We start from the raw sequence: 22,723 nt of genomic DNA, 5'->3' as shown, positions 1-22,723 counted from the left end.
GAAACGGCTGTTTCTAAACGGATTAACTCTGTCATCACTAGCAGGTCGTTTCTGCTCCCAGAATAAGTTAGTTTCATAAGGCGCGTAGTAACTACGCCTTGGTACTTGCTTCTCTCGAACTAAGTGGCCGTCATGGAAGAAAGCGCACAACAGCATTCAGAACGCTATGTATCTGCACGCAGCCAACATCCGGCTTGGCTTTTGCTTGCCTCGCGGCGTGCTCCGCTCGTATTGGGTTGCCTGCGGACACTTTTCGAACGAGCGCACGACGGAATTCTCGTTGAAGACGCGTTGCAAGCCCTGTCCGACATGCTGGCGGCCTATGCCCACCAGGAGCTTTACGAGATTGATGTGGATGCGACGTCTCTCCAGGCGGGTAAGGAATTGCGCAAATGGATCAAGCGGCGCCTGGTCGTAGAGCGAGAGGGCCGGATCTATGCAACCGACGCGTTGGAGTCCGCCATCCAGTTCGTCGATTCGCTGGACAGTCGGATCATGACCTCCACAGCCTCGCGCCTTTCGGTGGTCCAGCGTGAGATCGAAAACCTTGAAACGGCTCTGAATCCCAGCCCAATTGGCCGTATTGCCAGCCTGCGCCGCCGAATCCAGGATTTGGAGCAGGAACTGGCACAGGTAGAAGCTGGCCATGTCGTCGTGCTGGATGAAGCTCAAGCGATAGAGGGCATGCGCGAGGTCTATAACCTGGCCACCAGCCTGCGCGCAGACTTTCGACGGGTTGAAGACTCTTGGCGCGAGGCGGATCGAGCGCTTCGACACTCCATCATCAGCGAGCAATCTCACCGTGGAGAGATCGTCGATCGGTTGTTGGATGGGCAAGATGCGCTACTCAACACCCCGGAGGGGCGTGTCTTCGAAAGCTTCCAGCAGCAACTGAGGCAGTCCGCTGAGCTGGAAACCATGCGTGAGCGCTTGCGCACCATTCTGCGCCATCCTGCGACTCCAAAGGCGCTGAATCGTCCCCAACAGCGTGAGCTGCGTTGGCTGGCGTTACGCCTGGTTCGGGAGTCGCAGGCTGTGCTCCAGGCACGAGCCCGAAGCGAGCGCGATGTTCGCGGCTTTATGAAGACGGGGTTGGCCGCCGAGCATCATCGCGTCGGACAGTTACTCAACGATTTCTTCAATCAAGCACTCAGCCTCGACTGGCAACGTCAGTCAGAGCGCCGCAGGCCTGTCCGTTTACCACCGATTGGCGTAGCCATTACTGGTGTCCCGGCAATCGAGCGTCTCCGTTTCAAGGCGCTGGATGACGATGATACGGGCGAGCTGGATCTGAGTCTGAAGTCTGCGAGGTTGGAGCAGATTGACGATGACTTCTGGGATGCCTTCGACGGGCTGGATCGTGAAGCTTTGATTCAGGACACCCTGGCCGTGCTGGTGGAACAGGGTCGCCCTGTGAGTCTCGGGGAACTTGCGTCTTTGCTGCCACCTGCGCACGACCTGGAGACCTTTGCGCTCTGGTTGGCGATGGCGCGCGAGGCAGGTATCGAGGTGCTGACAGAGGAGCGTCAGCTCGTGGAGCTGGTTGACGAGGATGAGCAACGCTGGCGCTTCGATCTGCCTTATGTCGGACTCGACCACGAGGCACTCAAGGACATCGATTGGGAGTTGTGAGCATGGCCGGTATCTTCGATCGAATTGCAGGCACCTTTGGCGCCGACGAAACGGAACTGACAGTGGAGCCCATGGCGCTGGATGACGGCATGGATGACGGCATGGATGATGAACGGTCGCTCATGAGCACCGCGCTCCCGGCCGAGGAGCGCCGGACACCGCAACGGGTACGGGAGGCTGTACAGGAAATGCTCAAGTACGGGCTGCTGGAAGAAAGTCACAAGCCCAACCTGTATCGATCTGCACTTTCCAATCTCGAACCGGTCGACAGAACCCTGGAACCCCTCGACCTGGCCATGGGGGTCGACGAGGTTCGGGGACTGGTGTTCGTCACCGTTCGCCAGGGCGAGGTATCCGAGCAGGATGACTGGTCGCACCCCCTCGTGCGGCGGCAAAGACTGAATCTGGAGCAGTCCCTGCTGATAGCCATTCTGCGCCAGCATTTCATCGTGTATGAACAGGAAAGCGGTACAGGCGCGAGCCAGGCGCTGGTAGCGGTCGATGAGCTGATTCCGCAATTGCAGGTTTACCTGGGCGAGCTAGGCAGTGAGGCGAAGGAGCGCAATCGCATCATCACACTGTTGGATCAGCTCAAGGGGCATGGTCTGGTGTCGGCTCCGGACGCCCATGATCGCGTCATCATCCGCCCCATCATCACCCACCTGGCCAACCCGGAGAATCTGCAGGCACTCGTGGCCTGGCTGCGAGAGCAGGTGAAGGGTTCAGCGACGCCGGCTGCTGACGGCCAGGAGGATATGGCATGAAGCAGGAGCTTCTCTGGCGCGACAGCGAGACGTTCATTCTCAGCCACATCGAACTCTATAACTGGGGTGGTTTTCAGGGCTATCACCGTGCCGAGATCGATCCCTCCGGCACCGCCGTGATCGGCCCGACGGGGAGCGGTAAAACGACGCTGGTGGACGCGTTGATGACCTTGCTGTGCGCCAATCCGCGCTACAACCTGGCCTCCACGGGTGGCCATGAAAGTGACCGGGATCTGGTGTCCTATGTACGGGGAGTGACCGGCCCAGGGGACGGAGGTATAGAGCAAGCCCATATCGCTCGTCAGGGCAAGACGATAACCGCCATTGCCGCCACGCTCGAGCGTGACGGTGCACAGGTACGCCTGGGCGCCGTGCTCTGGTTCGAGGGCACGAGCTCCTCGGCAACGGATCTGAAAAAACTTTGGCTGCTGAGCGAGGCGCCCGAACAGACGTTGGAGCTTTGGCTCAACCAGTATCACGCAGGCGGTATGCGGGCGCTGCGTCAGCTGGAAAAAGAGGGGACGGGTATCTGGCCCTATCCCAGTAAGAAGGCCTACCTGGCCAGGCTGAGGGACTACTTCGAAGTCGGTGAAAATGCCTTCACCTTGCTCAATCGCGCGGCCGGCCTGAAGCAGCTCAATAGCATCGACGAGATCTTTCGCGAGTTGGTGCTGGATGATCGCTCCGCCTTCGAGCGGGCTGCCGAGGTCGCCAGCAGCTTCGATGACCTGACAGACATCCGTCGAGAGCTGGAAACCGCGCGAAAGCAGCAGCGTTCACTGCAACCGGTTGCCGATGGCTGGGAGCGTTATCGGCTATTGCAAGCACAATTTCAGGATAAACAGGCTCTCGAAAGCATCCTTCCAGTCTGGTTCGCTGAGCAGGGGCATCGCCTATGGTTGGCTGAAATCAAGAGGCTCGAGCAGGCGCACAAACAGGCCGAACAGGATCAGGAGCAATGCAGGCGTCAGCTCGAAACCCAGAAGGGCGTGGTCGATCAACATCGTCAGAGTTACCTGCGCGTAGGTGGCGCAGGGATAGAGCTGTTACGCGAACGCATCGCTGATTGGGTCAGGGAATGCGATAAGCGGAGTCTGAAAGCCGAGCAGTACCAACGCTTGGCGAAGGGGCTGGGACTGACGGATGAGTTATCGGCCGCTGCGCTCGAGGAAAATCAGCAGCAGATCGCGGCACGCCTGGAAATACTGGCCCAGCAAATCTCAGACGCTCGCCAGAAAGCGTTCGATGCAGGTATCGCCCACAAAGAACTCAATGGCCACCTGCAAACTTTGCAGCAGGAGCGTGCTGAGGTCGAGAGACGGCCAAGCTCGAACCTGCCTGGAAATTTTCATGCTTTTCGAGGCGATCTGGCTCAGGCGCTTGGCGTCGATGAGTCGGCTCTGCCTTTCGTTGCCGAGCTGGTGCAGGTCAAGCCTGAGGAGCTCGCCTGGCGGGGTACCATCGAGCGGGCAATCGGCAGCCATCGGCTCCGCATCCTGGTGCCGCAAACCTCATCCCAGGCGGCACTGCATTGGGTGAACCAACGGCACAACCGCCTGCATGTGCGCTTGTTGGAGGTCAAGGAGCCATCTTCGCGCCCTATCTTCTTCGACGATGGGTTCACCCGCAAACTGACCTTCAAGGAACATCCCTACCGAGAAGCCGTGAAGGCACTACTGGCGGACAATGACCGCCACTGCGTCGAAAGCACGGAGCAATTGCGTCATACCCCGCACGCCATGACGGCCCAGGGGCTGATGTCAGGTAAAGAACGCTTCTTCGACAAGCAGGATCAGAAGCGCCTGGATGAAGACTGGCTGACCGGCTTCGATAACCGCGACCGCCTGGCCTTCTTGGCTGAGCAGCTTCGCGAGGTCAATGCACGGCTCGCGTCTGCCAAGCTGGCCCTGGATGCTGCCCAAGGCGACGCCAGTCAGTTGGAAAGTCAAGCTACGCTACTGCACCGCGTCGAAGAACTGCAGTTCGAGGATATTGATCTGCCGGGCGCTGAGAGCCAACTGGCGTCGCTGCGTGCCCAGTTGGACACCCTGACACGCCCCGATTCTGACCTGGCCCTGATCAAGGCCGAACTGGATGAAGCCGAGGCCCTGCGGAAATCTCTGGATCAACAGCTGCAACGACTGATCGAGCAGTGCGTTCAGTTGAAAACGCAGTTTGACCAGGCCGCATCTGCTACCCGTAAGGCCTATCACGGTGCCGAAAAGGGGCTAAGCGATACGCAGCGTGAACTGGCGCAAGCGAATTTCCCGACCCTAACGGCAGATGACCTCAGCGATATTGTCGAACTGGAGCGCCAACATACGCGTGAGCTTCAGGGGCAACTCAACACGCTCGGCGGACAACTGGGCGACCAGAAATCGGAGCTTGCCAAACGTATGTCCGACGCCCTCAAGGAAGACAAGGGGGCGCTTACAGAGGTCGGGCGAGAGCTGGTGGACGTGCCGAGGTATCTGGAACGTCTACGGGTGCTGACCGAGGAAGCCCTGCCCGAGAAACTCAAGCGCTTCCTGGAATACCTCAATCGTTCTTCGGATGACGGCGTTACTCAGCTACTCAGCTATATAGACCATGAGGTCTCGGTGATCGAGGAGCGACTGGATGATCTGAACAGTACGATGCAGCGTGTCGACTTTCAGCCCGGACGCTATCTGCGCCTGGTGGCGAAAAAGGTCATCCATGAACGCTTGCGCACCCTGCAGCAGGCTCAGCGCCAACTGAACTCGGCACGCTTCATCGATGATGAAGGCGAGAGCCATTACAAGGCATTGCACGCGCTCGTTGGGCTGCTCAAAGACGCCTGCGAGCACAGCAGAAATCAGGGGTCCAAGGCACTGCTGGATCCGCGCTTCCGCCTGGAGTTCGCGGTATCGGTGATTGATCGCGAAAACAGGCATGTCATCGAGACTCGAACAGGCTCTCAGGGCGGTAGTGGTGGCGAGAAGGAGATCATCGCCTCCTATGTGCTGACCGCTTCCCTGAGCTATGCACTCTGTCCCGACGGCAGCAGCCGGCCGTTGTTCGGCACCATCGTGCTCGACGAAGCATTCTCGCGCAGCTCCCATGCGGTTGCTAGTCGGATCATCGCCGCCCTGAGGGAGTTCGGCCTGCACGCGGTCTTCATCACGCCCAATAAGGAAATGCGCCTGTTGCGCCACCACACGCGCTCGGCTGTCGTCGTTCATCGACGCGGCCTGGCATCCAGTCTGGTTTCCCTGAGCTGGGAAGCCTTGGATGAGCATCATCAACAGCGTCTCAAGGCCATGCATGAAGTCACCGACTGACATCGGTTGTAGCCTGGCCAGGCAATGGCAGCGCTCCAGCGTGCGCTTGGAGCGCTTGCTCGATCCCACTAGCTGGCCGCAACGTCTCAACATCGGCAAGCCTGCGGCACGCCTCTTCACTGACAACATCCAGGCAGTGCTCCGGCATGTGGAGAACTGGCGGAGCGTGAACGTGGGTAAGGTCGACTGGGAACCTGTCAGCTACCGAGCGGGGCTGGCCCCCATTTCCTTGCCGATGCGCTGGCACTTGCGCAGTCCTTCCGAATGGATTGCCGCTATCCACGATCCAGCGGTCAGCCAGGAATACGCTCAACTCGAGTATCTGGTCGAGCAGGTAGATAGTGCCTTTCACGCGCTGCTAGTGGCGCAACGGAGCTTATGGTTGACGAAGACGCCTGAGGAAGTCGTCGCCACGGCGCGACTCGCCACCCGGTTGTCGCCGGGCTGTGCTCGAGGCCGTCCACTGCGCCTGCTTGCCGAACATGGAGTAGACACCAAGTTTTTCGAGCGCAACGCTACGTTGCTGACCAAACTGCTCGACGAGCGCTTCGAAGGCGCGGCATCCGAGCAAGGCCTGACGACTTTTCTGGATGCTTTTGAAGAAAGCGGTCACTGGGTTCTCGTCATTCCCCTTCAACCTGAACTACTGCCCTTCAAACGGCTCAGGCTCACCACGGGAGAACTGGCCGACACCCCGCTTCCCGGCTCGCGGTTGCTGGTGGTGGAAAATGAGCAATGCATTCACCTGCTGCCCAAAATCTTGCCGGACACCCTGACGGTACTGGGCTCAGGGCTCGACTTGCAGTGGCTGGCGTCTGCCCACCTGGCCAGGAAACAGATCGCCTACTGGGGTGACATGGATACCTGGGGCTTGCTGATGCTGGCGCGAGCGAGACTCCATCGACCCGCGGTCGCAGCCCTGCTGATGGAGCGGGCATTGTTTGAACAGCATTCATCGAAAAGCGCAGTCATCGAGCCGACCAAAGCACTGGCGTCGGCTCCACCTGGTTTGCTGGCTGACGAGGTGGCATTTTATCAGTATCTGCTGGCACAAGAACGAGGTCGCCTGGAGCAGGAATACCTGCCCAAGGAGCAAGTCGAGCAAGCCATCTGCAGATGGGCCCACGAAACGGGAGCTCTACCTTAAGGCTTCCCCCTACCCCGCCCCCAACCACACCGTCAGGGCATGCAACACCAGCCCCACCAAGCCGCCCACCAGGGTACCGTTGATGCGGATGAATTGCAGGTCCTTGCCGACGCTCTGCTCCAGTTGCTGGACCAGCTCGCCGGTATCCCAGGCCGCCACGCGGGCGGCAATGTAGTCGCCGATGCGCTGGCGGTTGCGGTCGATGAAGGGCGGTGCCACCGCCATCAGCTGCTCGTTGATCCAGCGCCGCATGGCTTCGTCGCGACTCAGGGTCTCGCCCAGTTCGGCCAGCAGCCGGCCCAGGCGGCGGCGGATGCGCGAATCCGGAGCGGCGAGATCGGCCTGCAGCCAGTTCACCAGTTCGTCCCACAGCTCCTGCAGATAGCCGGCCAGCGCCGGGTGCGCAAGCAGCCGATCACGTAGTTGCTCGCCGCGCAGGCGAAAGGCCGGGTCCTCTTTGAGGCGCTCGATGAAGCCGACCAGATAGCCATCGAAGTGCCGGCGTAACTCGTGTTCGCGGTCGTGGCTGATCTCGCCGATCAGGCGCGACACCGCCTGCACCACCTTGATCGCCGACCAGCGCCCGACCCGCTCGTCCAGCCCCAGGTACTTGAGGGTGCGCAACTCGCCGCCGATGGTGCGGGCGATCAGCGCCTGGGTATCCTCGTCCTGCAACAGGCGATCGATCTCCTGCAGCACCTCGTCGAGCACCGCCTGGTGACGGTCGTCGGCGGTCAGCATGTCGAGCAGTTCGCCGGACAGCGCCGCCACGTCCAGGCGTTGCAGCCGCTCCACCGCCACCCGGCGGATGAAGGCCTGCACCCGCACCTCGCGCAGGGCTTCCAGGGAGTAGCGGGCGACACCAGTGGCCTGGCTGGCCACCGCGGCGGCGTTGTCCGGCTGGCGCAACCAGCCGGCCAGGCGTCCGGCCGCGTCCAGTTCTTCCAGCTTGGCCAGCACCTGGGGCGTGGCGAGGAAGTGCAGGCAGATAAAGTCCGACAGCTTGCGCCCGACCCCGGCCTTGTTGCGCGGGATGATGGCGGTATGGGGAATCGGCAGGCCCAGCGGATGGCGGAACAGCGCGGTCACCGCGAACCAGTCGGCGATGGCCCCGACCATGGCCGCCTCGGCGAAGGCGGCGGCATAGCCCCAGGCCGGATGGCGGGCCTCCAGGACGGTGGCCAGGCAGTAGAGTGCCGCAGCCAGGAACAGCAGCAGCAGTGCGATGAGTTTCATGCGGCGGACCGGGGTGAGGCCGTCGCCGGAGAGTGTGGTCATGGAAAAGGGACAATCCTCACGCGGGATGATCCCAGCATCCTACCCCAGACTAGAGTCTGACCCAGCGCTCCTCCTGGGCCGATTGCCGCGCGGCCTGGGCCAGGCGCTCCACTTCCCAGGCCTCCTGGAAGTCGACACCGGTATGCCCGGGGTTGCCGCCCAGGGCCTCCAGCAGCGAGCGGACCTCCAGGGTCTTGAGTTCGTTGTAGCCGAGCTGGTGGCCGGGCGCCGGGCAGAAGGCGGCGTAGTCCGGCAGGTGCGGACCGGCCAGCAGGGTACGGAAACCGGCCAGGCCCGGACGGTCTCCGACCTGGTAGAGGCGCAGTTCGTTGAGGCGCTCCTGGTCGAAGCTGAGGGTGCCGCGGGTGCCGCAGACCTCGAAGGCCAGGCGATTCTTGCGCCCGTGCTTGAGCCAACTAGTGGTCAGGGTGCCGCGGGCGCCATTGGCGAAACGCAGCAGCAGATGGGCCTGGTCGTCGATCTCCACCGCCCGGGTGCCACCCTGATGGGGCCGCTGGCCATGGGCGGTGTGCAGATCGGCGCAGAGCGCCGCCACCGGGCCGAGCAGGAAGCGCGCCAGTGACAGGATATGGCTGCCCAGATCGGCCAGGGCGCCGCCGGCCTGGCGGGTCTCGCAGCGCCAGGTGAAGGGCCCCTGGGGATCGCCCATGAAGTCTTCGCTGAATTCGCCGCTGAAGCTGACGATCTCGCCCAGTTCTCCGCTTTCGATCAGCTCGCGCGCCTGCTTGAGCATGGGATTCTGCAGGTAGTTGTAGCCGACCCGATTGACCACCCCGGCCTGGCGCGCGGCGTCGCGCATCTGCGCCGCCTCCTCCAGGCTCACCGCCAGGGGCTTTTCGCAGTAGACCGCCTTGCCAGCCGCAAGGGCGGCCAGGGCCATGGGTGCGTGCAGCAGATTGGGGGTGGTGATGGCCACCAGCTCGACCTGGGGATCGGCGATCAGGCGCTCCCAGTCGCAACTGCGGGTGAAGCCCCAGGCGTCGGCGCAGCGAGCGGCGCGCTCCGGATCGGCATCGGCCAGGGCCACCAGCCGCGGGCGGACCGGGAGCGCGAAGCTGCTGGCCGCGTGATGGAAGGCCTGGGCGTGGGCATGCCCCATGAAGCCGGTGCCGATCAGACCGATGCCGATGTCGCGCATGTCGTTCTCCGTCAGGGGTGTAGAAAGACCCGGCCGGCCAAGCCAGTAGCCGACCGGGTAAAAGGGATGCCTTAGGGGGTGGGGGCGCCCTCACCCCGGCCCTCTTCCAAGGGGAGAAGGGAAAAGCGGTCAGGTGTGACTCGGCCTCTCACCCCGGCCCTCTCCCAGCGGGAGAGGGGGAAGAGCAATCGGGTGCTGGCTCGACCCTCACCTCCGGCCCTCTCCCAGGGAGAGGGGAAGGTGCAAACCCTAGCGCTTGGCCTTGCGCTTGTTGCGGTACTGGTCGATGACCACGGCGACCACGATGATCAGGCCCTTGATGATGTCCTGGACGTAGGCGTCCACCCCAAGAAAGGTGAAGCCGCTGGCCATGGTGCCGAGGATCAGGGCGCCGATCACGGTGCCGGTGATGCGCCCTACCCCGCCCGCCAGGCTGGTGCCGCCGATCACCGCCGCGGCGATGGCGTCCAGTTCGTAGGACATGCCCATGCCCGCCTGGCCGGTGGCAGCGCGGGCCGAGGCCACGACGCCGGCCAGGCCCGCCAGCAGGCCGGCGATGCTGTAGACGATGATCAGGTGCTTCTTGACGTTGATGCCGGAGATGCGCGCGGCCTGCATGTTGCCGCCGATGGCATAGGTGTACTTGCCGTACTTGGTGTAGCGCAGGGCGATGTGGAAGATCACCGCCACCACCAGGAAGATGATCACCGGCATGGCCCCGGCGCCGATGGCGGTGTAGTCGTCGGACAGCATGCTGATCGGCTGGCCTTCGGTGTAGTAGCGCGCCAGGCCGCGGGCCGAGACCATCATGCCGAGGGTGGCGATGAAGGGCGGAATACCGGTGACGGCGATGATGCTGCCGTTGATGGCGCCGGCCAGCAGCCCCACTCCGAGGCCGGCCATGACCGGCACCCAGACCGGCAGGTCGGTCAGCGAGGGAAACACCGCGCGGCCGAAGTCCGAGGTCTGGGCCAGACTCGCCGCCACCATGGCCGACAGCGCCAGCACCGAGCCGGAGGAGAGGTCGATGCCGGTGGTGATGATCACCTGGGTCACGGCGATGGCCAGCAGGCCGATGATCGAGACCTGCAGGATCATCAGCACCAGGCGCTGGGAATTCATCAGGAAGCTCTGGTCGCGCAGGACCCAGCCGAAGGCCTCGAAGGCCAGGCCGATGCCCAGCAGCACCAGCAGGATGCCCAGTTCGGTGGGGATGCGGCGCCGCGGGCGCGTGGTGGGTAGCTCGGCGGTTTTCTTGTCCAGGAGGGCACTCATCTTGTTCTACCTCGTTATAGGCCGGAGGCGGCGGGCAGGCACCCGCCGCGCATGACGCGCGCTAGTGCAGTACGGGATTACCCGAGGCCAGGTGCATGACCCGCTCCTGGGTGGCTTCGCCGCGATCGAGAAAGCCGGTGACGGTGCCTTCGTGCATCACCATCACCCGATCGCTCATGCCCAGTACCTCGGGCAGTTCGGAAGAAATCATGATCACCGCCAGGCCCTCGGCGGCCAGCTTGGCGATCAGCCGGTAGATCTCGGCCTTGGCGCCGACGTCGATGCCGCGGGTGGGCTCGTCGAGGATGAGGATGCGCGGGCGGGTCATCAGCCAGCGGGCGATCAGCGCCTTCTGCTGGTTGCCGCCGGAGAGGTTGGCGATGCACTGGTCCAGCGAGGGCGTCTTCACCCGCAGCTGCTGGCGCATCTCCTCGCAGAGCTGGTCGAGGCGCTGCTGCTGCACGAAGCCGCCGCTGGCGAAACCCTTCAGCACCGCCACCTCCATGTTTTCCCCCACCGACAGACAGGGAAAGATGCCGGTGTCCTTACGGTCTTCGGTCAGCAGCGCCAGCCCTTTCTGGATGGCGAGGCAGGGATCGTTCATACGCACCGACTGACCGTCGATGCGGATCTCGCCAGCGGTGGCCGGGGTCACGCCGAACAGCGTCTCGGCGACGTTGGTGCGCCCCGAGCCCATCAGCCCGGCGATGCCCAGCACCTCGCCGGCGCGCAGGTCGAAGGAGACCCCGGAAAACACCCCATCCAGCGCCAGGTCGCGCACCGACAGCAGCACCTCGGCGCGCGGCGCGGTCCGCTCCGGGAACAGCTGGGTCAGTTCGCGCCCCACCATCATGGCGATCAGGCCGTCGCCGTTCATGCTGTCGGCGCGCTGCAGGCCGATGTACTGGCCATCGCGGAACACCGCGACCTCGTCGGCGATCTGGAACACCTCGTCCATCTTGTGAGTGATGTAGACGATGCCCTTACCCTGGGCCTTGAGGTCGGCGATGATGGAAAACAGGTGCGCCACTTCGGTCTCGGTGATGGCCGAGGTGGGTTCGTCCATGATCAGCACATCGCTGTCGTAGGACACCGCCTTGGCGATCTCCACCATCTGCCGTCCGGCGATGGACAGGCTGCCCACGCTGTCTTCCGGATCCAGGGCGATGCGCAGCCGGTCCAGCAATGCCTGGGTCTGGTGACGCATCTTGCCGTGGTCCACCAGGTGCAGGGCATTGAGTGGTTCGCGACCCAGCCAGATGTTCTCGGCAACGGTCATGAAGGGCATCAGGTTGAGTTCCTGGTGGATCATGGCGATCCCCGACTGCAGCGCCTGCAACGGTGTCTCGAAGCGCACCGGCACTCCGCGCAACCGCACCTCGCCGGCATCGGGCTGGTAGATGCCGGCAATGATCTTCATCAGCGTCGACTTGCCCGCGCCGTTCTCGCCCATCAGCGCCAGTACGGTGCCGGGACGCACCCGCAGCTGCACGTGGGACAGCGCCTTGACGCCGGGAAACTCCTTGGTGACGTCGACGATTTCTAGCAGGTATTCGCTGGGCGCGGCCGTGGCCGATAGCGGAATTACAGCCGCGGGGGTGGCAGGACTGAGCATGATCACGATCTCCTCGCCGGCCGTGCTGAGCCGGCCGGCGGTTTAGGTCATTGACGCTGGAACTGCTGATAGTTGTCCGGGGTGACGAGATGCACCGGGATCCAGAGATCACCCTGCAGCGCCTGGTGCTGGGCAAGCTTGACGGCAGCGTCCACGGCGCCGTTGCCCATGGCCACCGGATCACGCAGCACCGTCACGGCCAGCTGCTTGCGCGCGATGGCGGCGAGGCCATCGGGAGTGCCGTCGATACCGCCCACGGGAATGTCCCGGCGACCGGCGCGCTGCAGGGCCATGGCCGCGCCAATGCCCATCTCGTCGTTGTTGGCCGCCACGGCGTCGATCTCGCGTCCGCCCAGCAGCCAGTTGTTCATCAGGTCCAGCCCCTTCTCGCGCTGCCAGTCGCCGGACTGCTCCTCCACCACCTTGATATCCGGGTACTTGGCCAGTACGTCCTTGACGCCGGCCGTACGCTTGCGGGTGTCGTCATGGGCCAGGCGGCCGAGAAGTATGGCGAGGTGGCCCTTGCCGCCCATCTGCTTGGCCAGATACTCCATCTGCAGCTGGCCGATGGCGCGCTCGTCGGTGCCCACGAACACCACCCCGGCCGGGAAGCTCTCCACTTCCGGGCGGCTGTTGAGGTAGACCAAGGGGATGCCGGCGGCAGTGGCACGCTGGGTGATCTTGCGGGTAGCCGCGGTATCGGCTGGATTGACGATGAGCACATCGACCTTCTGGGCGATGAAGTTCTCGACATGGCCAAGTTGACGGACCACATCGCTAGCAGAGTCTTCCACCTGCAAGGTGGCGCCGCCCTCTACCTGTTTGGCACGGTCCTGCATGGCGCGGACCAGGTAGGCGATGTAATTGTCGAGATTGCCGACGGTAACGCCGATGCGCAGCTCCGCCAGGGATAGACCTGGCAGCGAGGCCAGGACTAAGACAAGTAGCAGACGACGGAAAATGGACGGACGGGCAGCGTGGCTCTGAAACATCGACATCACCTACTTATTGTTGGAGCGGCGGTACACGGCGATCCGTGCCCGCCTTGGCGGTCAATGACTCGCAATCTATTAGAAAAAAAATTCTATATCAATAGAGTTTGGAATTTTAATAGCTGGCATCGACCGGTCGTACCCTGGTCTACCAGGAATGCTCGAGTTGTACGCCGAGATTGGCGCCATCCAGCGAAGAACCGAAGCTGCCGGTATCGGAAAGCGCCGACCCCGCCGCCAGCAGGTTGGCCGCGTCCTGGGCTGCGCGATTCCACTTGGCATAGGTCACGTAGAAGCGAACCTCGGGATGGGCGTTCTTGAAGGTCAACCCGCGCGGCGACCAGGTCGGCGCGAGGGTCAGCTTGGTCAGCTTGCGGGTACCACCGGGCGCCTGGACCTGGTCGTAGCCAAGCTCGGTCGCCAGCTTCCACTGCTCGGCGAAGCCATAGACGGTCCGGCCGCCGGTGGACAACCAGTGCTGGTCACCCGTATCGCGCTTGTCGGTCTGGTAGACGAATTGCAACTGGCCACCCCAGCGCGGACCGATCTGCCAGTCGAAGAACTCCACCAGGCGATAGCTGGCTGAGTCGCGTCGGGTGCCGATGTCACCGGTGGAACCCAGCGCTACCCCGGGCCCCTCGCCGTATTGCAGGGCCAGCGTATTCACCCCACCCCAATTCAGGAAGTTCTGCTGCTTGTGCTGGGCCGTCACCGACCAGCCACTGTGCGCGTCCTGCATGTTCGATGGCTTGTCGATGTAGCTGGCGCCCAGTTCCAGCAGGCCGTTGGGGTTGGTCTGGAAACCGGCCACGTTGAAATCGTAGCGGCTGATGTAACGTGTCTGGTCGAAGTTGTCCTTGCGGGAGAAGGCCAGGCTGTATTTGAGATCCCCAATGGGGATGTCTTCCAGGCCGCCACCGGTAGCACTCTGATTCCAGTAGAAGAAGTCGGAGATATCGATGGAGTTGCGCTTGTAGTAACGGCGCCCCGCCCAGACCGCGCCGCCGTTGAGGGCCTGTACGCCGTTCCAGTAGGCATAGCCCTGGACCAGACGGGTCCTGCCGAAGTCGCCGTCGAAGCGCGGCGTATGGTCATAGGCGTTGTATAGCTGGACCATGCCATAGAGCCCGAGGCGCGAGCCGTCGTCGAGCCTGAGCAGATCGTGGGACAAGGCGAGTTCGGCCAACTGCTCGCATTCGTTGCCCAGACGAAACTTGGAAGACGCTCCTGGCAGTTGAAAACACTGCTGGGACTGCGACCCCGTGGACGTCCCCAGACCGCCCCTCAGGTAGCCGGAGAAATCCAGGCCGTGCGCCAGCGGCAGGGTGCCACCCAACAAGCCCGTCAACATGACCCTGGTGATAGCTCTGTTCATCATGCTCTCTCTATTTTTTATTTATGAGGCGAAACGTACCGGCGCACTGCAGGGCGCCTGTCTTGAGCGAGCCATTGCCGGCCCGGAAGCCAAACGCCGCCCAGCCGCTCGCGGAGCACGGGTCCAGGACTCGTGCTCGCGGCGGTGGCTAAGGCGTAAGGGTTTGGAGCGACTGGAGCGAGGCGAGCTATCAGTCCTTCAGACGTTGCTGAAAACTGTCGACGTTCTCAGGGGTGATCAGCTGGTAAGGCACCCAGACGTTCTGCTCGACCTTCTCCTTTTTCGCCAGCTTGATCGCTGCCTCGACCGCGCCATTGGCCTGGCCCTTGGCATCCTGGAACACCGAGACCGCGAGCAGGCCACGCTTGATCGCCGAGAGGCCATCCGGGGTACCGTCGACGCCGCCGATAAGTACCGAGCCCTTGGCCTTGCCGGCCTGCTGCAATGCCATGGCCGCGCCGATCGCCATCTCGTCGTTGTTGGCGGCCACGGCATTGAATTCCTTGCCGCCCAGCAGCCAGTTGCTCATCAGGTCCATGGCCTTGTCGCGCAGGTAGACTGCGGACTGCTCTTCCACCACCTTGATGTCCGGATACTTGGCAAGGACCTCTTTCACGCCCTTGGTGCGGTTGTGCGTGGAGTTGTTGGCCAGATCCCCCAGCATGATGACAACGTTGCCCCTGCCACCCATCTTCTCTGCTAGGTACTGCATCTGCAGGGTGCCCGCCTCCAGATCGTTGGAGGCTACGGTGACCACACCTTCAGGCAGCTTGAGTTCATCCGGTCGGCGGTTGACGTAGACCAGCGGAATGCCCGCCTTGACCGCGGCCTCGGTGATGTTGCGGGTAGCAGCGGTGTCGACCGGATTGACGATGATGGCGTCCACCTTCTGGCTGATGAAGCTCTGCACCTGATTCAACTGCTTGACGACATCGGCGCGGGCGTCCTCGAACTGCAATTGGACGCGCTCGCTCTTGGCTTTCTTGGCCATGGACTCACGCAAGTAGGTCAGCCAATTGTCGTCGAATTGCGACATGCTCACGCCGACCTTGAGATCGGCCAAGGCGGACGTGCTGGCTACGAGCAGGGAAAGCGCCAGGGTGGCAAAACGGATTTTCATGCGCATCGAGATAGCTCCAGTCGTTATTGTTTTATTGCGGTGGTAAGGCTTTTTGCTGGCGATCGGATGCCCACGCGCCTGTAGCCAGGCGCGCGGCTATCGAGATAAGGCATTGGGAGGCGGCCGCAGGCCGCCCAGGTCAGCTCGCGCGGAAGAGCACGGCTGCTCCAGGCGAGGCGCAAAGCACCACGCCCTGGCGCTCGTGGCAGAACAGCCGACCCAGCAAGGCGAGCAGCCGTGAATCCCGCCGAATGCGCAGGCGGTGAACGGCGAAGAGCGGAAGATGGGTGGAGTGTGCGGAGGAGTTCATGTCGCGGCACCTGTCATTATTGTTGTCGGGACGCACCTGACGTGCGCAGTACCCTGGTGACTCGTTACAGCAACTGCACCTGACTTTATTGGAAATTTATTTCCATATCAACGTGAAAATAGAACGAAACATCCACAGAAACTCAGCTATCCAAGTCTTGTTGCGAGTGTCAACACGCTCGCTCGAACGTCTGATCGTCAGGCAGCGAATGGGCGGTATTTACCTTTACTAGCTGCCCACTTAGAGCACTTTGGCGCGCAGCATCCAGCACAACCTGACAGGCCAGTGCCTCACCGGTCGAGACAGGCGGCGCACTTTCCTGGGTCAGGGTTGCCATCCATTGGGCATAAAAGAGATCCCAGCGCCCCCGCTCACTGGGCACCCGTTCGCGTTCTTCGCCCCGACTGACCCAGCCCCAGCGCTGATGCTCTTCAGCGCCCCAGTTGCCTTTCTCGCTACGCGGCGAAAGGCCCTGCAACAGCGCCTGAGTCTGTCCATCCAGCCCCTCGACCGTGTAGACACCTCCTTCGCCTACCACCCGCAGACGCCAGGGACAGCCTTGCAAGCAACTGCCTGAAAGATGTGAGACCACGCCGTTCTGGTGCTTCAGGGAGATGAAGAATTCATCGTCCCGCTCAGGATCGCCTTGATGGAATAGCACCTCAGCGTATACCTGGGTTACCGGCCCGAACAGCGTCAGCGCCTGATCCACAAGATGACTGCCGAGATCGCGCAGCAGTCCACCACCGCTGGTGGCACCGGCTTTGTGCGGCTCAGCTACCTGAATGCGCGATTCGAAGATCCGCACGGTGCCCAGGGTGCCTTCGCGCAGCAGTTTGGCGACTGTAAGCACATCCGAATCCCAACGGCGGTTCTGGTAGACGGTCAGGGCTACGCCGGCACGCTCGGCCGCCTGCACCATATCCAGGGCATCTGGAAGATTGAGCGCAAATGGCTTGTCGCTCACCACTGGAATGCCATGCCGGATCGCCTCCAAAACCAAGGCTTTGCGCTCAGCTACTGGCGCCGATATCACCAGTGTGTCCACACCGGCGGCGACCAGGCTGGCCAGGTCATCGTGGCAGGCTACCCCGGGATGATCCTGAGCCACCTCGGCACGCCGCTGCGGGGAACGGGTGACGACGCCGACCAGCCGCGCGCCTGCGGTACTGGCGATCAGGGGGGCATGAAAGAAACGGCCACCCAGGCCATAGCCAACCAATCCGACACGCATAGTTCGATTCTCCTCGTGCAGCAAAGAACCCCCGGCAGGCGGTGCACCGCCGGGGGTCAGGGTCAGCCGTAGAAGGCCGGCCGGGTTGGCAGGGTGATGGGCACGATGGTGCCGCTGCGCTGTGCATTGACGCAGGCATCACCGGTCACCGCAGCGATGTAGCCGTCCCAGGAGGACGGGCCGGTCAGCTGGCCGGCCTTGAGATCGTCGATGAAGGCCTGCAGCTCCACGTCGTAGGCCAGCAGGAAGCGCTGCTTCCAGTCCACCAGAATCTCGTTGGACAGCTTGGCGTCGCTGCGCAGCTGCACCGAGGAGGGCTCCGGCAGGCGGGCAATGCCATGCTCGCCAACCACCTCGCACTGGATGTCGTAACCGTACTGGCAATTGACGAAGATCTCGACGTCGATACGTACCCCCTTGGCCGTCTCCAGCAGGACCACCTGGGGATCCTTGAGGTGCGCCAGGGCCTGTGAGGTCTTGCGTGGGAAGACCACCTGGGCCGACACATACTGATCGTCCAGCAGCCAGGCCAGCACATTGATCTCGTGGATCAGGGTATCGGTGATGGCCATGTCGGTGGTATAGCCTTCGCCCACGCTGGGATTGCGGTGTGCGGCATGGATCATCAACGGCTCGCCGATCCGCTGGCCATCGATCACCGCCTTGAGCTGGCGATAACCGGCGTCGTAGGGACGCATGAAGCCCACCTGGACCAGACGCTTGCCATGAGCCTGCTCGGCTTCGACGATGCGCTTGCAACCTTCCGCGGTCACCGCCAATGGCTTTTCGCAGAACACCGGCTTGCCGGCGGCGATGGCGGCCAGCACGTACTCTTCATGGGTCGGGCCCCAAGAGGTGACCACTACCGCCTGGACGTCCGCTGCGCCGACCAGAGCGTGGCCATCCGGATAGACCTCGGCGGTAATGCCTTCCTCCTGGACAATCCGGGCGGCCTGTTCGAGGTTGATGTCGGTTACCGCCACCACACGGCTGCCCAGCAGCTTGTGGCTGAGACGACGGATGTGTTCGCGGCCGATGGCGCCCGTACCGATAACACCGATGTTCAAGGTCATGACTTCTGTTCTCCGATTGAAATTGTTGTTACGTGAGAAAGCCGGGGACGAAAGCGATCAGTACTGGCGAGCCTGGGCGGTCTTCTCCTTGAGCATCTGCGAGACGGCAGCGATCTTCTCGCTGGTGGAAACCTCGGCGCCGCCGACGCGCCACCAGGACAGGTACTTGTGGATCATGGTCTTGGGCAGCACCTTGATGTCGATCAGGGTAGAGACCTGTTGCTGGCGGGCATCGGCCAGGGCGGCATCGAGCTCTTCCAGCGTCTTCACGCGATAGGTCTTGCAGCCGTAGGCGGCGGCGCTCATGGCGAAGTCCACCGGCACGAAGTCACCGTCGAGCTTGCCGGTCTCCGGATTGCGGAAGCGGAACTCGGTGCCGAAGCTGCCCATGCCGTGTTCCATCTGCAGGTTGTTGATGCAGCCGAAGGTCATGTTGTCGAGCAGCACCACATTGATCTTGCGGCGCTCCTGGATGGAGGTGGCCAGTTCCGAGTGCAGCATCTGGTAGGAGCCGTCACCGACCAAGGCGTAGACCTCACGCTCGGGTTCAGCCAGCTTCACGCCCAGGGCGGCGTTGATCTCGTAGCCCATGCAGGAATAGCCGTATTCCAGGTGATAGGTATTGACCCCCTTGCTGCGCCAGGCGCGCTGCAGGTCACCGGGCAGGCTGCCGGCGGCGGCGACGATGACGGCGTCGTCGTCCAGCCGTTCGTTGAGACGGCCGAGCACCTGACTCTGGGTAAGCGAAGAACCTGTCAGCTGGACGAAATCCTCCAGCACCGCTCGCGGCAAGTCGTCGTCGATCTCCGGTACGAAGTCGGGCGCGTCGTAGCGTGCGGCGTAGACCCGATCGATTTCCTGCCGGTATTGCTCACGGGCCTCGCCCACTTGAGCCCCCCAGTCGGCGCGATAACCGACAGCGTCCAGGGCCTCGGTCAGGGCGCTGAGGGCTTCGCGGGCATCGGCCACCACGGCCAGGCCGTCGAGCTTGCCAGCATCGAAGGCGGCCACGTTGAGGTTGAGGAACTCCACCTCGGGATGCTGGTAGAGCCACTTCGAGGAGGTGGTGAAATCGGTGTAGCGCGTACCCACGCCGATGATCAGATCCGCGTCCTTGGCCAGCAGGTTGGCGGCCAGGCAGCCGGTCTCGCCGATGCCACCGACATTGAGTTCGTGGCTGGAGACGATGGCGCTCTTGCCGGCCTGGGTCTCGGCGAAGGGAATCTCGAAGCGCTCGGCGAAACGCTGCAGGGCCTCGGCGGCGCCGGAATACTTCACCCCACCGCCGCAGATCAGCAGCGGCTTGCGCTTGCGCTTGAGCAGCTGCACCGCCTCCTCGATGGCGGCGGCCACCGGCGGCCGCCGATCCAGACGGTGCACCCGCTTGGCGAAGAAGTAGTCGGGATAGTCGTAGGCCTCGCCCTGGACATCCTGGGGCAGCGCCAGGGTCACGGCGCCGGTCTCGGCCGGATCGGTCAGCACGCGCATGGCGTTGATCGCCGCGCTCATCAGCTGCTCGGGCCGGTTGATGCGATCCCAGTACTTGCTCACCGCGCGGAAGGCATCGTTGGTGCTGATCGACAGGTCGTGGAATTGCTCGATCTGCTGCAGCACCGGATCGGGCTGGCGACTGGCATAGACGTCACCGGGCAACAGCAGCAGCGGAATGCGGTTGGCAGTAGCGGTGGCCGCGGCGGTCAGCATGTTGGCCGCGCCCGGACCCACCGAGGAGCTGCAGGCATAGATCTGCCGACGCAGCTTCTGCTTGGCGAAACCGGTGGCGGCATGGGCCATGCCCTGCTCGTTGCGCCCCTGGTGCACCACCAGGTCACCGGCATCCTGCTCCAGCGCCTGGCCCAGGCCCAGTACGTTGCCGTGACCGAAGATGGTGAAGACGCCGGCGACGAACTTGGTTTCCACGCCGTCGACGCTGAGGTACTGGTTATCGAGGAACTTCACCAGGGCCTGGGCCATGGTCAAACGTTGGGTGCTCATGGATTCACCTCTTCGATCTAGAGACTCCCGGGAGTTACCCACCCGGGAGGCGCGTCACCCAGCGACAGCTTCGCCAGCCACCTGTTTTTCCAACAGGGCTACGCTCTGCGCTAGGGCTGATTGCGGATCAGCGAGTGCATGGACGCTGGCAGCGAAGGGCTCGAACGAGAGATAGCCGCGGTAACCGTCGTCGAGGAGGTGCTTGATCTGCTCTGCGTTGCCGAGAATATCCGCCTCACCTACCAGTACCCGGTGCGCATCGCGAATCTGATTAAGAGGCAAGTCCGCATCTTCAACGCCGGAGATGTGCACCAGGCCAGTCAGCTCGGCGAAGAACTCGGTCTCGCCCGCCAGATGATGGTGGAAGGTGTCGTGCACCAGACGGAACACGTCCAGTCCGCCAACCGCCTTGATGGCCTCCACCGCCTGCCGCTTGAGGCGCAGTGAGCACTCTTCGAAACCCAACGGTTCGACGAAGCCGAGGATGCCGTGGTCGCGCAGAATGGGGGCCAACTCGCTCAGGGCCGTGCGCAGGTCACGGGCACGCTGAGCGGCGTCGCGGCTGTCGGTACGGTCATTGAGCGGGCACATCACCAGCCCCTCGGCGCCACAGGCCTTGGCATAGGCAGCCAGTTTCAGCGTCTGGGCGCGGCGTTCGTCGTTCCAGACGTCGAAGGGATAGAGGGCGTTGATGGACAGCAGGCGGATACTTTCGCCTTGGCAAAGGTCACGAACCCGCTCTGGTGGAGTGCCATCATCTATTTCCACATCATTGAGATCGTTACGGATTTCAATGGCGTCACTGCCCATGGCCTTGGTCAAGCGAATGAACGCCGAAAGGTCTAGAGAGGGGGCAACGATTCGATTGAAGGCAAAACGCAGCGGCTGACTCATTTGTTCTTGTACTCCAGGGGCGTTGAGGTTGGGGTCACTTGGCGGTGGGCATGCTGAATTCGGCGCCCTTGGCGATGCTGTCGGGCCAGCGCTGCATCACGCTCTTGTAGCGGGTGTAGAAGCGCAGGCCTTCCTCGCCATAGGCGTGGTGATCGCCGAACAGCGATCGCTTCCAGCCACCGAAGGAATGCCAGGCCATGGGCACCGGGATGGGTACGTTGATGCCGACCATGCCCACCTTGATGGTGCGGGCGAAGGCGCGAGCGATGCCGCCGTCGCGGGTGAAGCAGGAGACGCCGTTGCCGAATTCGTGGGCGTTGATCAGCGCCACCGCGCTGGCGAAATCCGGCACCCGCACGATGCCCAGTACCGGACCGAAGATCTCTTCCTTGTAAATGGTCATTTCCGGAGTCACGCCATCGAACAGGGTGGCGCCAACGAAGAAACCGTTTTCGGCGCCGGGCACCTTGAAGTTGCGGCCATCGACCAGCAGCTTGGCACCCTCCTCCACACCTTTCGTGATATAGCCCTCCACCTTGGCCTTGTGCTGCCCGGTTACCAGCGGCCCCATGTCGGCATCGGCTTCCACGCCGTTGCGCACCCGCAGGGCATCGATGCGCGGCAAGAGTTTCTCGATCAGGGCATCGCCCACCTCACCCACCGCCACGGCGATGGAGATGGCCATGCAGCGCTCGCCGGCCGAGCCGAAACCGGCGCCGATCAGGGCGTCGGCGGCCTGGTCCAGGTCGGCGTCGGGCATCACGATCATGTGGTTCTTGGCACCGCCCAGGGCCTGGACGCGCTTGCCGCGGCGGGTGCCTTCCTGGTGGATGTATTCGGCGATAGGTGTGGAACCGACAAAGGAGATGGCCTCCACGTCCGGATGCTGCAAGAGCGCATCCACCGCCACCTTGTCACCCTGGACCACGTTGAACACGCCATCGGGTAGGCCGGCCTGCTTGAGCAGCTCGGCCAGCAGCAGGCTGGCGGACGGATCGCGCTCGGAGGGCTTCAGGATGAAGGTATTGCCGGTGGCCAGCGCCATGGGAATCATCCACAGCGGCACCATCACCGGGAAATTGAAGGGGGTGATGCCGGCGCACACGCCCAGCGGCTGGCGCAGGTTCCAGTTGTCGATGCCGCCACCGATGTTGTCGCTGTAGCTGGTCTTGGCCAGGTGCGGCGCGCCGCAGGCAAATTCCACCACCTCGATGCCGCGGGTCACCTCGCCCATGGCGTCGGACAGCACCTTGCCGTGCTCGCGGGTGATCAGCGCCGCCAGTTCCTCGTGGTGCTGGTCGAGCAGCTCCTTGAAGCGGAACAGGATGCGCGAACGGCGCAAGGCTGATTGCTCGGACCAGGCAGGAAAGGCCGCCTTGGCCGCCGCGACGGCCTGCTCGACGGTCTGCGCCGTAGCCTGGGCGACCTGCGCCTGAACGACGCCTTCGGCCGGATTGAAGACGTCGCTGAAACGCTCGGCCTGGGCCACGATCTCGCCGTTGATGTAATGCCCGATGACGGGGGTCTCGCTCATGTGCTGCATCCTTGTGTCTGAGCC

At 63.0% G+C, this 22,723-nt stretch carries 17 protein-coding genes; 4 read left to right on the top strand and 13 right to left on the bottom strand.

From position 1 onward, the window contains the following. Positions 1-132: 132 nt before the first annotated feature. Genes LRS53_RS18030 through LRS53_RS18015 form a run of 4 tightly spaced genes read left to right on the top strand, consistent with a single transcriptional unit; the run spans position 133 to position 6,845 of the window. Positions 133-1,632, top strand: a complete 1,500-nt coding sequence (locus LRS53_RS18030) for a DUF3375 domain-containing protein (RefSeq protein WP_231356846.1) — start codon at positions 133-135, stop codon at positions 1,630-1,632. 2 nt (positions 1,633-1,634) lie between these two features. Further along, positions 1,635-2,396: a DUF4194 domain-containing protein gene (locus LRS53_RS18025; protein ID WP_231356845.1), complete on the top strand. Its 762-nt coding sequence runs from the start codon at positions 1,635-1,637 to the stop codon at positions 2,394-2,396. Further along, the gene (locus LRS53_RS18020) at positions 2,393-5,698 is read left to right on the top strand and encodes an ATP-binding protein (protein ID WP_231356844.1); all 3,306 of its coding nucleotides are present in this window, start codon (positions 2,393-2,395) and stop codon (positions 5,696-5,698) included. The genes LRS53_RS18025 and LRS53_RS18020 overlap by 4 nt, the downstream gene beginning before the upstream one ends. Continuing rightward, a complete protein-coding gene (locus LRS53_RS18015; RefSeq protein ID WP_231356843.1) occupies positions 5,649-6,845 on the top strand; it encodes a Wadjet anti-phage system protein JetD domain-containing protein in 1,197 nt (398 codons plus the stop codon). The genes LRS53_RS18020 and LRS53_RS18015 overlap by 50 nt, the downstream gene beginning before the upstream one ends. 9 nt (positions 6,846-6,854) lie before the next feature. Here LRS53_RS18015 and LRS53_RS18010 read toward each other — a convergent pair whose 3' ends face one another. The 13 genes from LRS53_RS18010 to LRS53_RS17950 form a co-directional block, all read right to left on the bottom strand. Then, the gene (locus LRS53_RS18010; protein WP_231356842.1) at positions 6,855-8,123 is read right to left on the bottom strand and encodes a DUF445 domain-containing protein; all 1,269 of its coding nucleotides are present in this window, start codon (positions 8,121-8,123) and stop codon (positions 6,855-6,857) included. A 49-nt stretch (positions 8,124-8,172) separates the two neighbouring features. Then, on the bottom strand, positions 8,173-9,282 hold the full coding sequence (locus LRS53_RS18005) for a Gfo/Idh/MocA family protein (protein ID WP_231356841.1): 1,110 nt from the start codon (positions 9,280-9,282) through the stop codon (positions 8,173-8,175). A gap of 249 nt (positions 9,283-9,531) precedes the next feature. Then, the gene (locus LRS53_RS18000; RefSeq protein WP_231356840.1) at positions 9,532-10,557 is read right to left on the bottom strand and encodes an ABC transporter permease; all 1,026 of its coding nucleotides are present in this window, start codon (positions 10,555-10,557) and stop codon (positions 9,532-9,534) included. Positions 10,558-10,618: 61 nt separating this feature from the next. Then, on the bottom strand, positions 10,619-12,172 hold the full coding sequence (locus LRS53_RS17995; RefSeq protein ID WP_064309334.1) for a sugar ABC transporter ATP-binding protein: 1,554 nt from the start codon (positions 12,170-12,172) through the stop codon (positions 10,619-10,621). 47 nt (positions 12,173-12,219) lie between these two features. Further along, positions 12,220-13,164, bottom strand: coding sequence for a substrate-binding domain-containing protein (locus tag LRS53_RS17990; protein ID WP_231356839.1), 945 nt, complete (start codon positions 13,162-13,164; stop codon positions 12,220-12,222). A 148-nt stretch (positions 13,165-13,312) separates the two neighbouring features. Then, complete coding sequence (locus tag LRS53_RS17985; RefSeq protein ID WP_082731542.1) at positions 13,313-14,539, bottom strand: maltoporin; 1,227 nt, start codon at positions 14,537-14,539, stop codon at positions 13,313-13,315. Between the two features lie 190 nt (positions 14,540-14,729). Beyond that, positions 14,730-15,665 carry a sugar ABC transporter substrate-binding protein gene (locus LRS53_RS17980; protein WP_231356838.1) on the bottom strand — a complete coding sequence of 312 codons (936 nt, stop codon included), beginning with the start codon at positions 15,663-15,665 and terminating at the stop codon, positions 14,730-14,732. A 133-nt stretch (positions 15,666-15,798) separates the two neighbouring features. Beyond that, the gene (locus tag LRS53_RS17975) at positions 15,799-15,969 is read right to left on the bottom strand and encodes a hypothetical protein (RefSeq protein ID WP_231356837.1); all 171 of its coding nucleotides are present in this window, start codon (positions 15,967-15,969) and stop codon (positions 15,799-15,801) included. A 169-nt stretch (positions 15,970-16,138) separates the two neighbouring features. Next, complete coding sequence (locus LRS53_RS17970) at positions 16,139-17,203, bottom strand: Gfo/Idh/MocA family protein (protein WP_231356836.1); 1,065 nt, start codon at positions 17,201-17,203, stop codon at positions 16,139-16,141. A gap of 62 nt (positions 17,204-17,265) precedes the next feature. Continuing rightward, complete coding sequence (locus tag LRS53_RS17965) at positions 17,266-18,276, bottom strand: Gfo/Idh/MocA family protein (RefSeq protein WP_231356835.1); 1,011 nt, start codon at positions 18,274-18,276, stop codon at positions 17,266-17,268. A gap of 57 nt (positions 18,277-18,333) precedes the next feature. Next, on the bottom strand, positions 18,334-20,271 hold the full coding sequence (iolD, locus tag LRS53_RS17960) for a 3D-(3,5/4)-trihydroxycyclohexane-1,2-dione acylhydrolase (decyclizing) (protein ID WP_184291906.1): 1,938 nt from the start codon (positions 20,269-20,271) through the stop codon (positions 18,334-18,336). Between the two features lie 54 nt (positions 20,272-20,325). After that, positions 20,326-21,165: a TIM barrel protein gene (locus LRS53_RS17955; protein WP_231356834.1), complete on the bottom strand. Its 840-nt coding sequence runs from the start codon at positions 21,163-21,165 to the stop codon at positions 20,326-20,328. Between the two features lie 34 nt (positions 21,166-21,199). Then, positions 21,200-22,699: a CoA-acylating methylmalonate-semialdehyde dehydrogenase gene (locus LRS53_RS17950; protein WP_231356833.1), complete on the bottom strand. Its 1,500-nt coding sequence runs from the start codon at positions 22,697-22,699 to the stop codon at positions 21,200-21,202. Positions 22,700-22,723 lie beyond the last annotated feature (24 nt).

The organism is Pseudomonas sp. PLB05, from assembly GCF_021106615.1.
Taxonomy (GTDB): domain Bacteria; phylum Pseudomonadota; class Gammaproteobacteria; order Pseudomonadales; family Pseudomonadaceae; genus Chryseomonas; species Chryseomonas benzopyrenica.
Note: the sequence above shows the minus strand (reverse complement) of the source record. Positions and strands in the feature narration are given on the sequence as shown.

Bases quoted from the DNA above. Each gene is read 5' to 3' on its own strand.
- LRS53_RS18020 (WP_231356844.1), top strand. From the start codon at position 2,393: ATGAAGCAGGAGCTTCTCTGGCGCGACAGCGAGACGTTCATTCTCAGC.
- LRS53_RS17990 (WP_231356839.1), bottom strand. From the start codon at position 13,164: ATGTTTCAGAGCCACGCTGCCCGTCCGTCCATTTTCCGTCGTCTGCTA.
- LRS53_RS18005 (WP_231356841.1), bottom strand. From the start codon at position 9,282: ATGCGCGACATCGGCATCGGTCTGATCGGCACCGGCTTCATGGGGCAT.
- LRS53_RS18030 (WP_231356846.1), top strand. From the start codon at position 133: ATGGAAGAAAGCGCACAACAGCATTCAGAACGCTATGTATCTGCACGC.
- LRS53_RS17985 (WP_082731542.1), bottom strand. From the start codon at position 14,539: ATGAACAGAGCTATCACCAGGGTCATGTTGACGGGCTTGTTGGGTGGC.
- LRS53_RS18000 (WP_231356840.1), bottom strand. From the start codon at position 10,557: ATGAGTGCCCTCCTGGACAAGAAAACCGCCGAGCTACCCACCACGCGC.
- LRS53_RS17975 (WP_231356837.1), bottom strand. From the start codon at position 15,969: ATGAACTCCTCCGCACACTCCACCCATCTTCCGCTCTTCGCCGTTCAC.
- LRS53_RS17980 (WP_231356838.1), bottom strand. From the start codon at position 15,665: ATGCGCATGAAAATCCGTTTTGCCACCCTGGCGCTTTCCCTGCTCGTA.
- LRS53_RS17950 (WP_231356833.1), bottom strand. From the start codon at position 22,699: ATGAGCGAGACCCCCGTCATCGGGCATTACATCAACGGCGAGATCGTG.
- LRS53_RS17970 (WP_231356836.1), bottom strand. From the start codon at position 17,203: ATGCGTGTCGGATTGGTTGGCTATGGCCTGGGTGGCCGTTTCTTTCAT.
- LRS53_RS18025 (WP_231356845.1), top strand. From the start codon at position 1,635: ATGGCCGGTATCTTCGATCGAATTGCAGGCACCTTTGGCGCCGACGAA.
- iolD (WP_184291906.1), bottom strand. From the start codon at position 20,271: ATGAGCACCCAACGTTTGACCATGGCCCAGGCCCTGGTGAAGTTCCTC.
- LRS53_RS18015 (WP_231356843.1), top strand. From the start codon at position 5,649: ATGAGCATCATCAACAGCGTCTCAAGGCCATGCATGAAGTCACCGACT.
- LRS53_RS17955 (WP_231356834.1), bottom strand. From the start codon at position 21,165: ATGAGTCAGCCGCTGCGTTTTGCCTTCAATCGAATCGTTGCCCCCTCT.
- LRS53_RS18010 (WP_231356842.1), bottom strand. From the start codon at position 8,123: ATGACCACACTCTCCGGCGACGGCCTCACCCCGGTCCGCCGCATGAAA.
- LRS53_RS17995 (WP_064309334.1), bottom strand. From the start codon at position 12,172: ATGCTCAGTCCTGCCACCCCCGCGGCTGTAATTCCGCTATCGGCCACG.
- LRS53_RS17965 (WP_231356835.1), bottom strand. From the start codon at position 18,276: ATGACCTTGAACATCGGTGTTATCGGTACGGGCGCCATCGGCCGCGAA.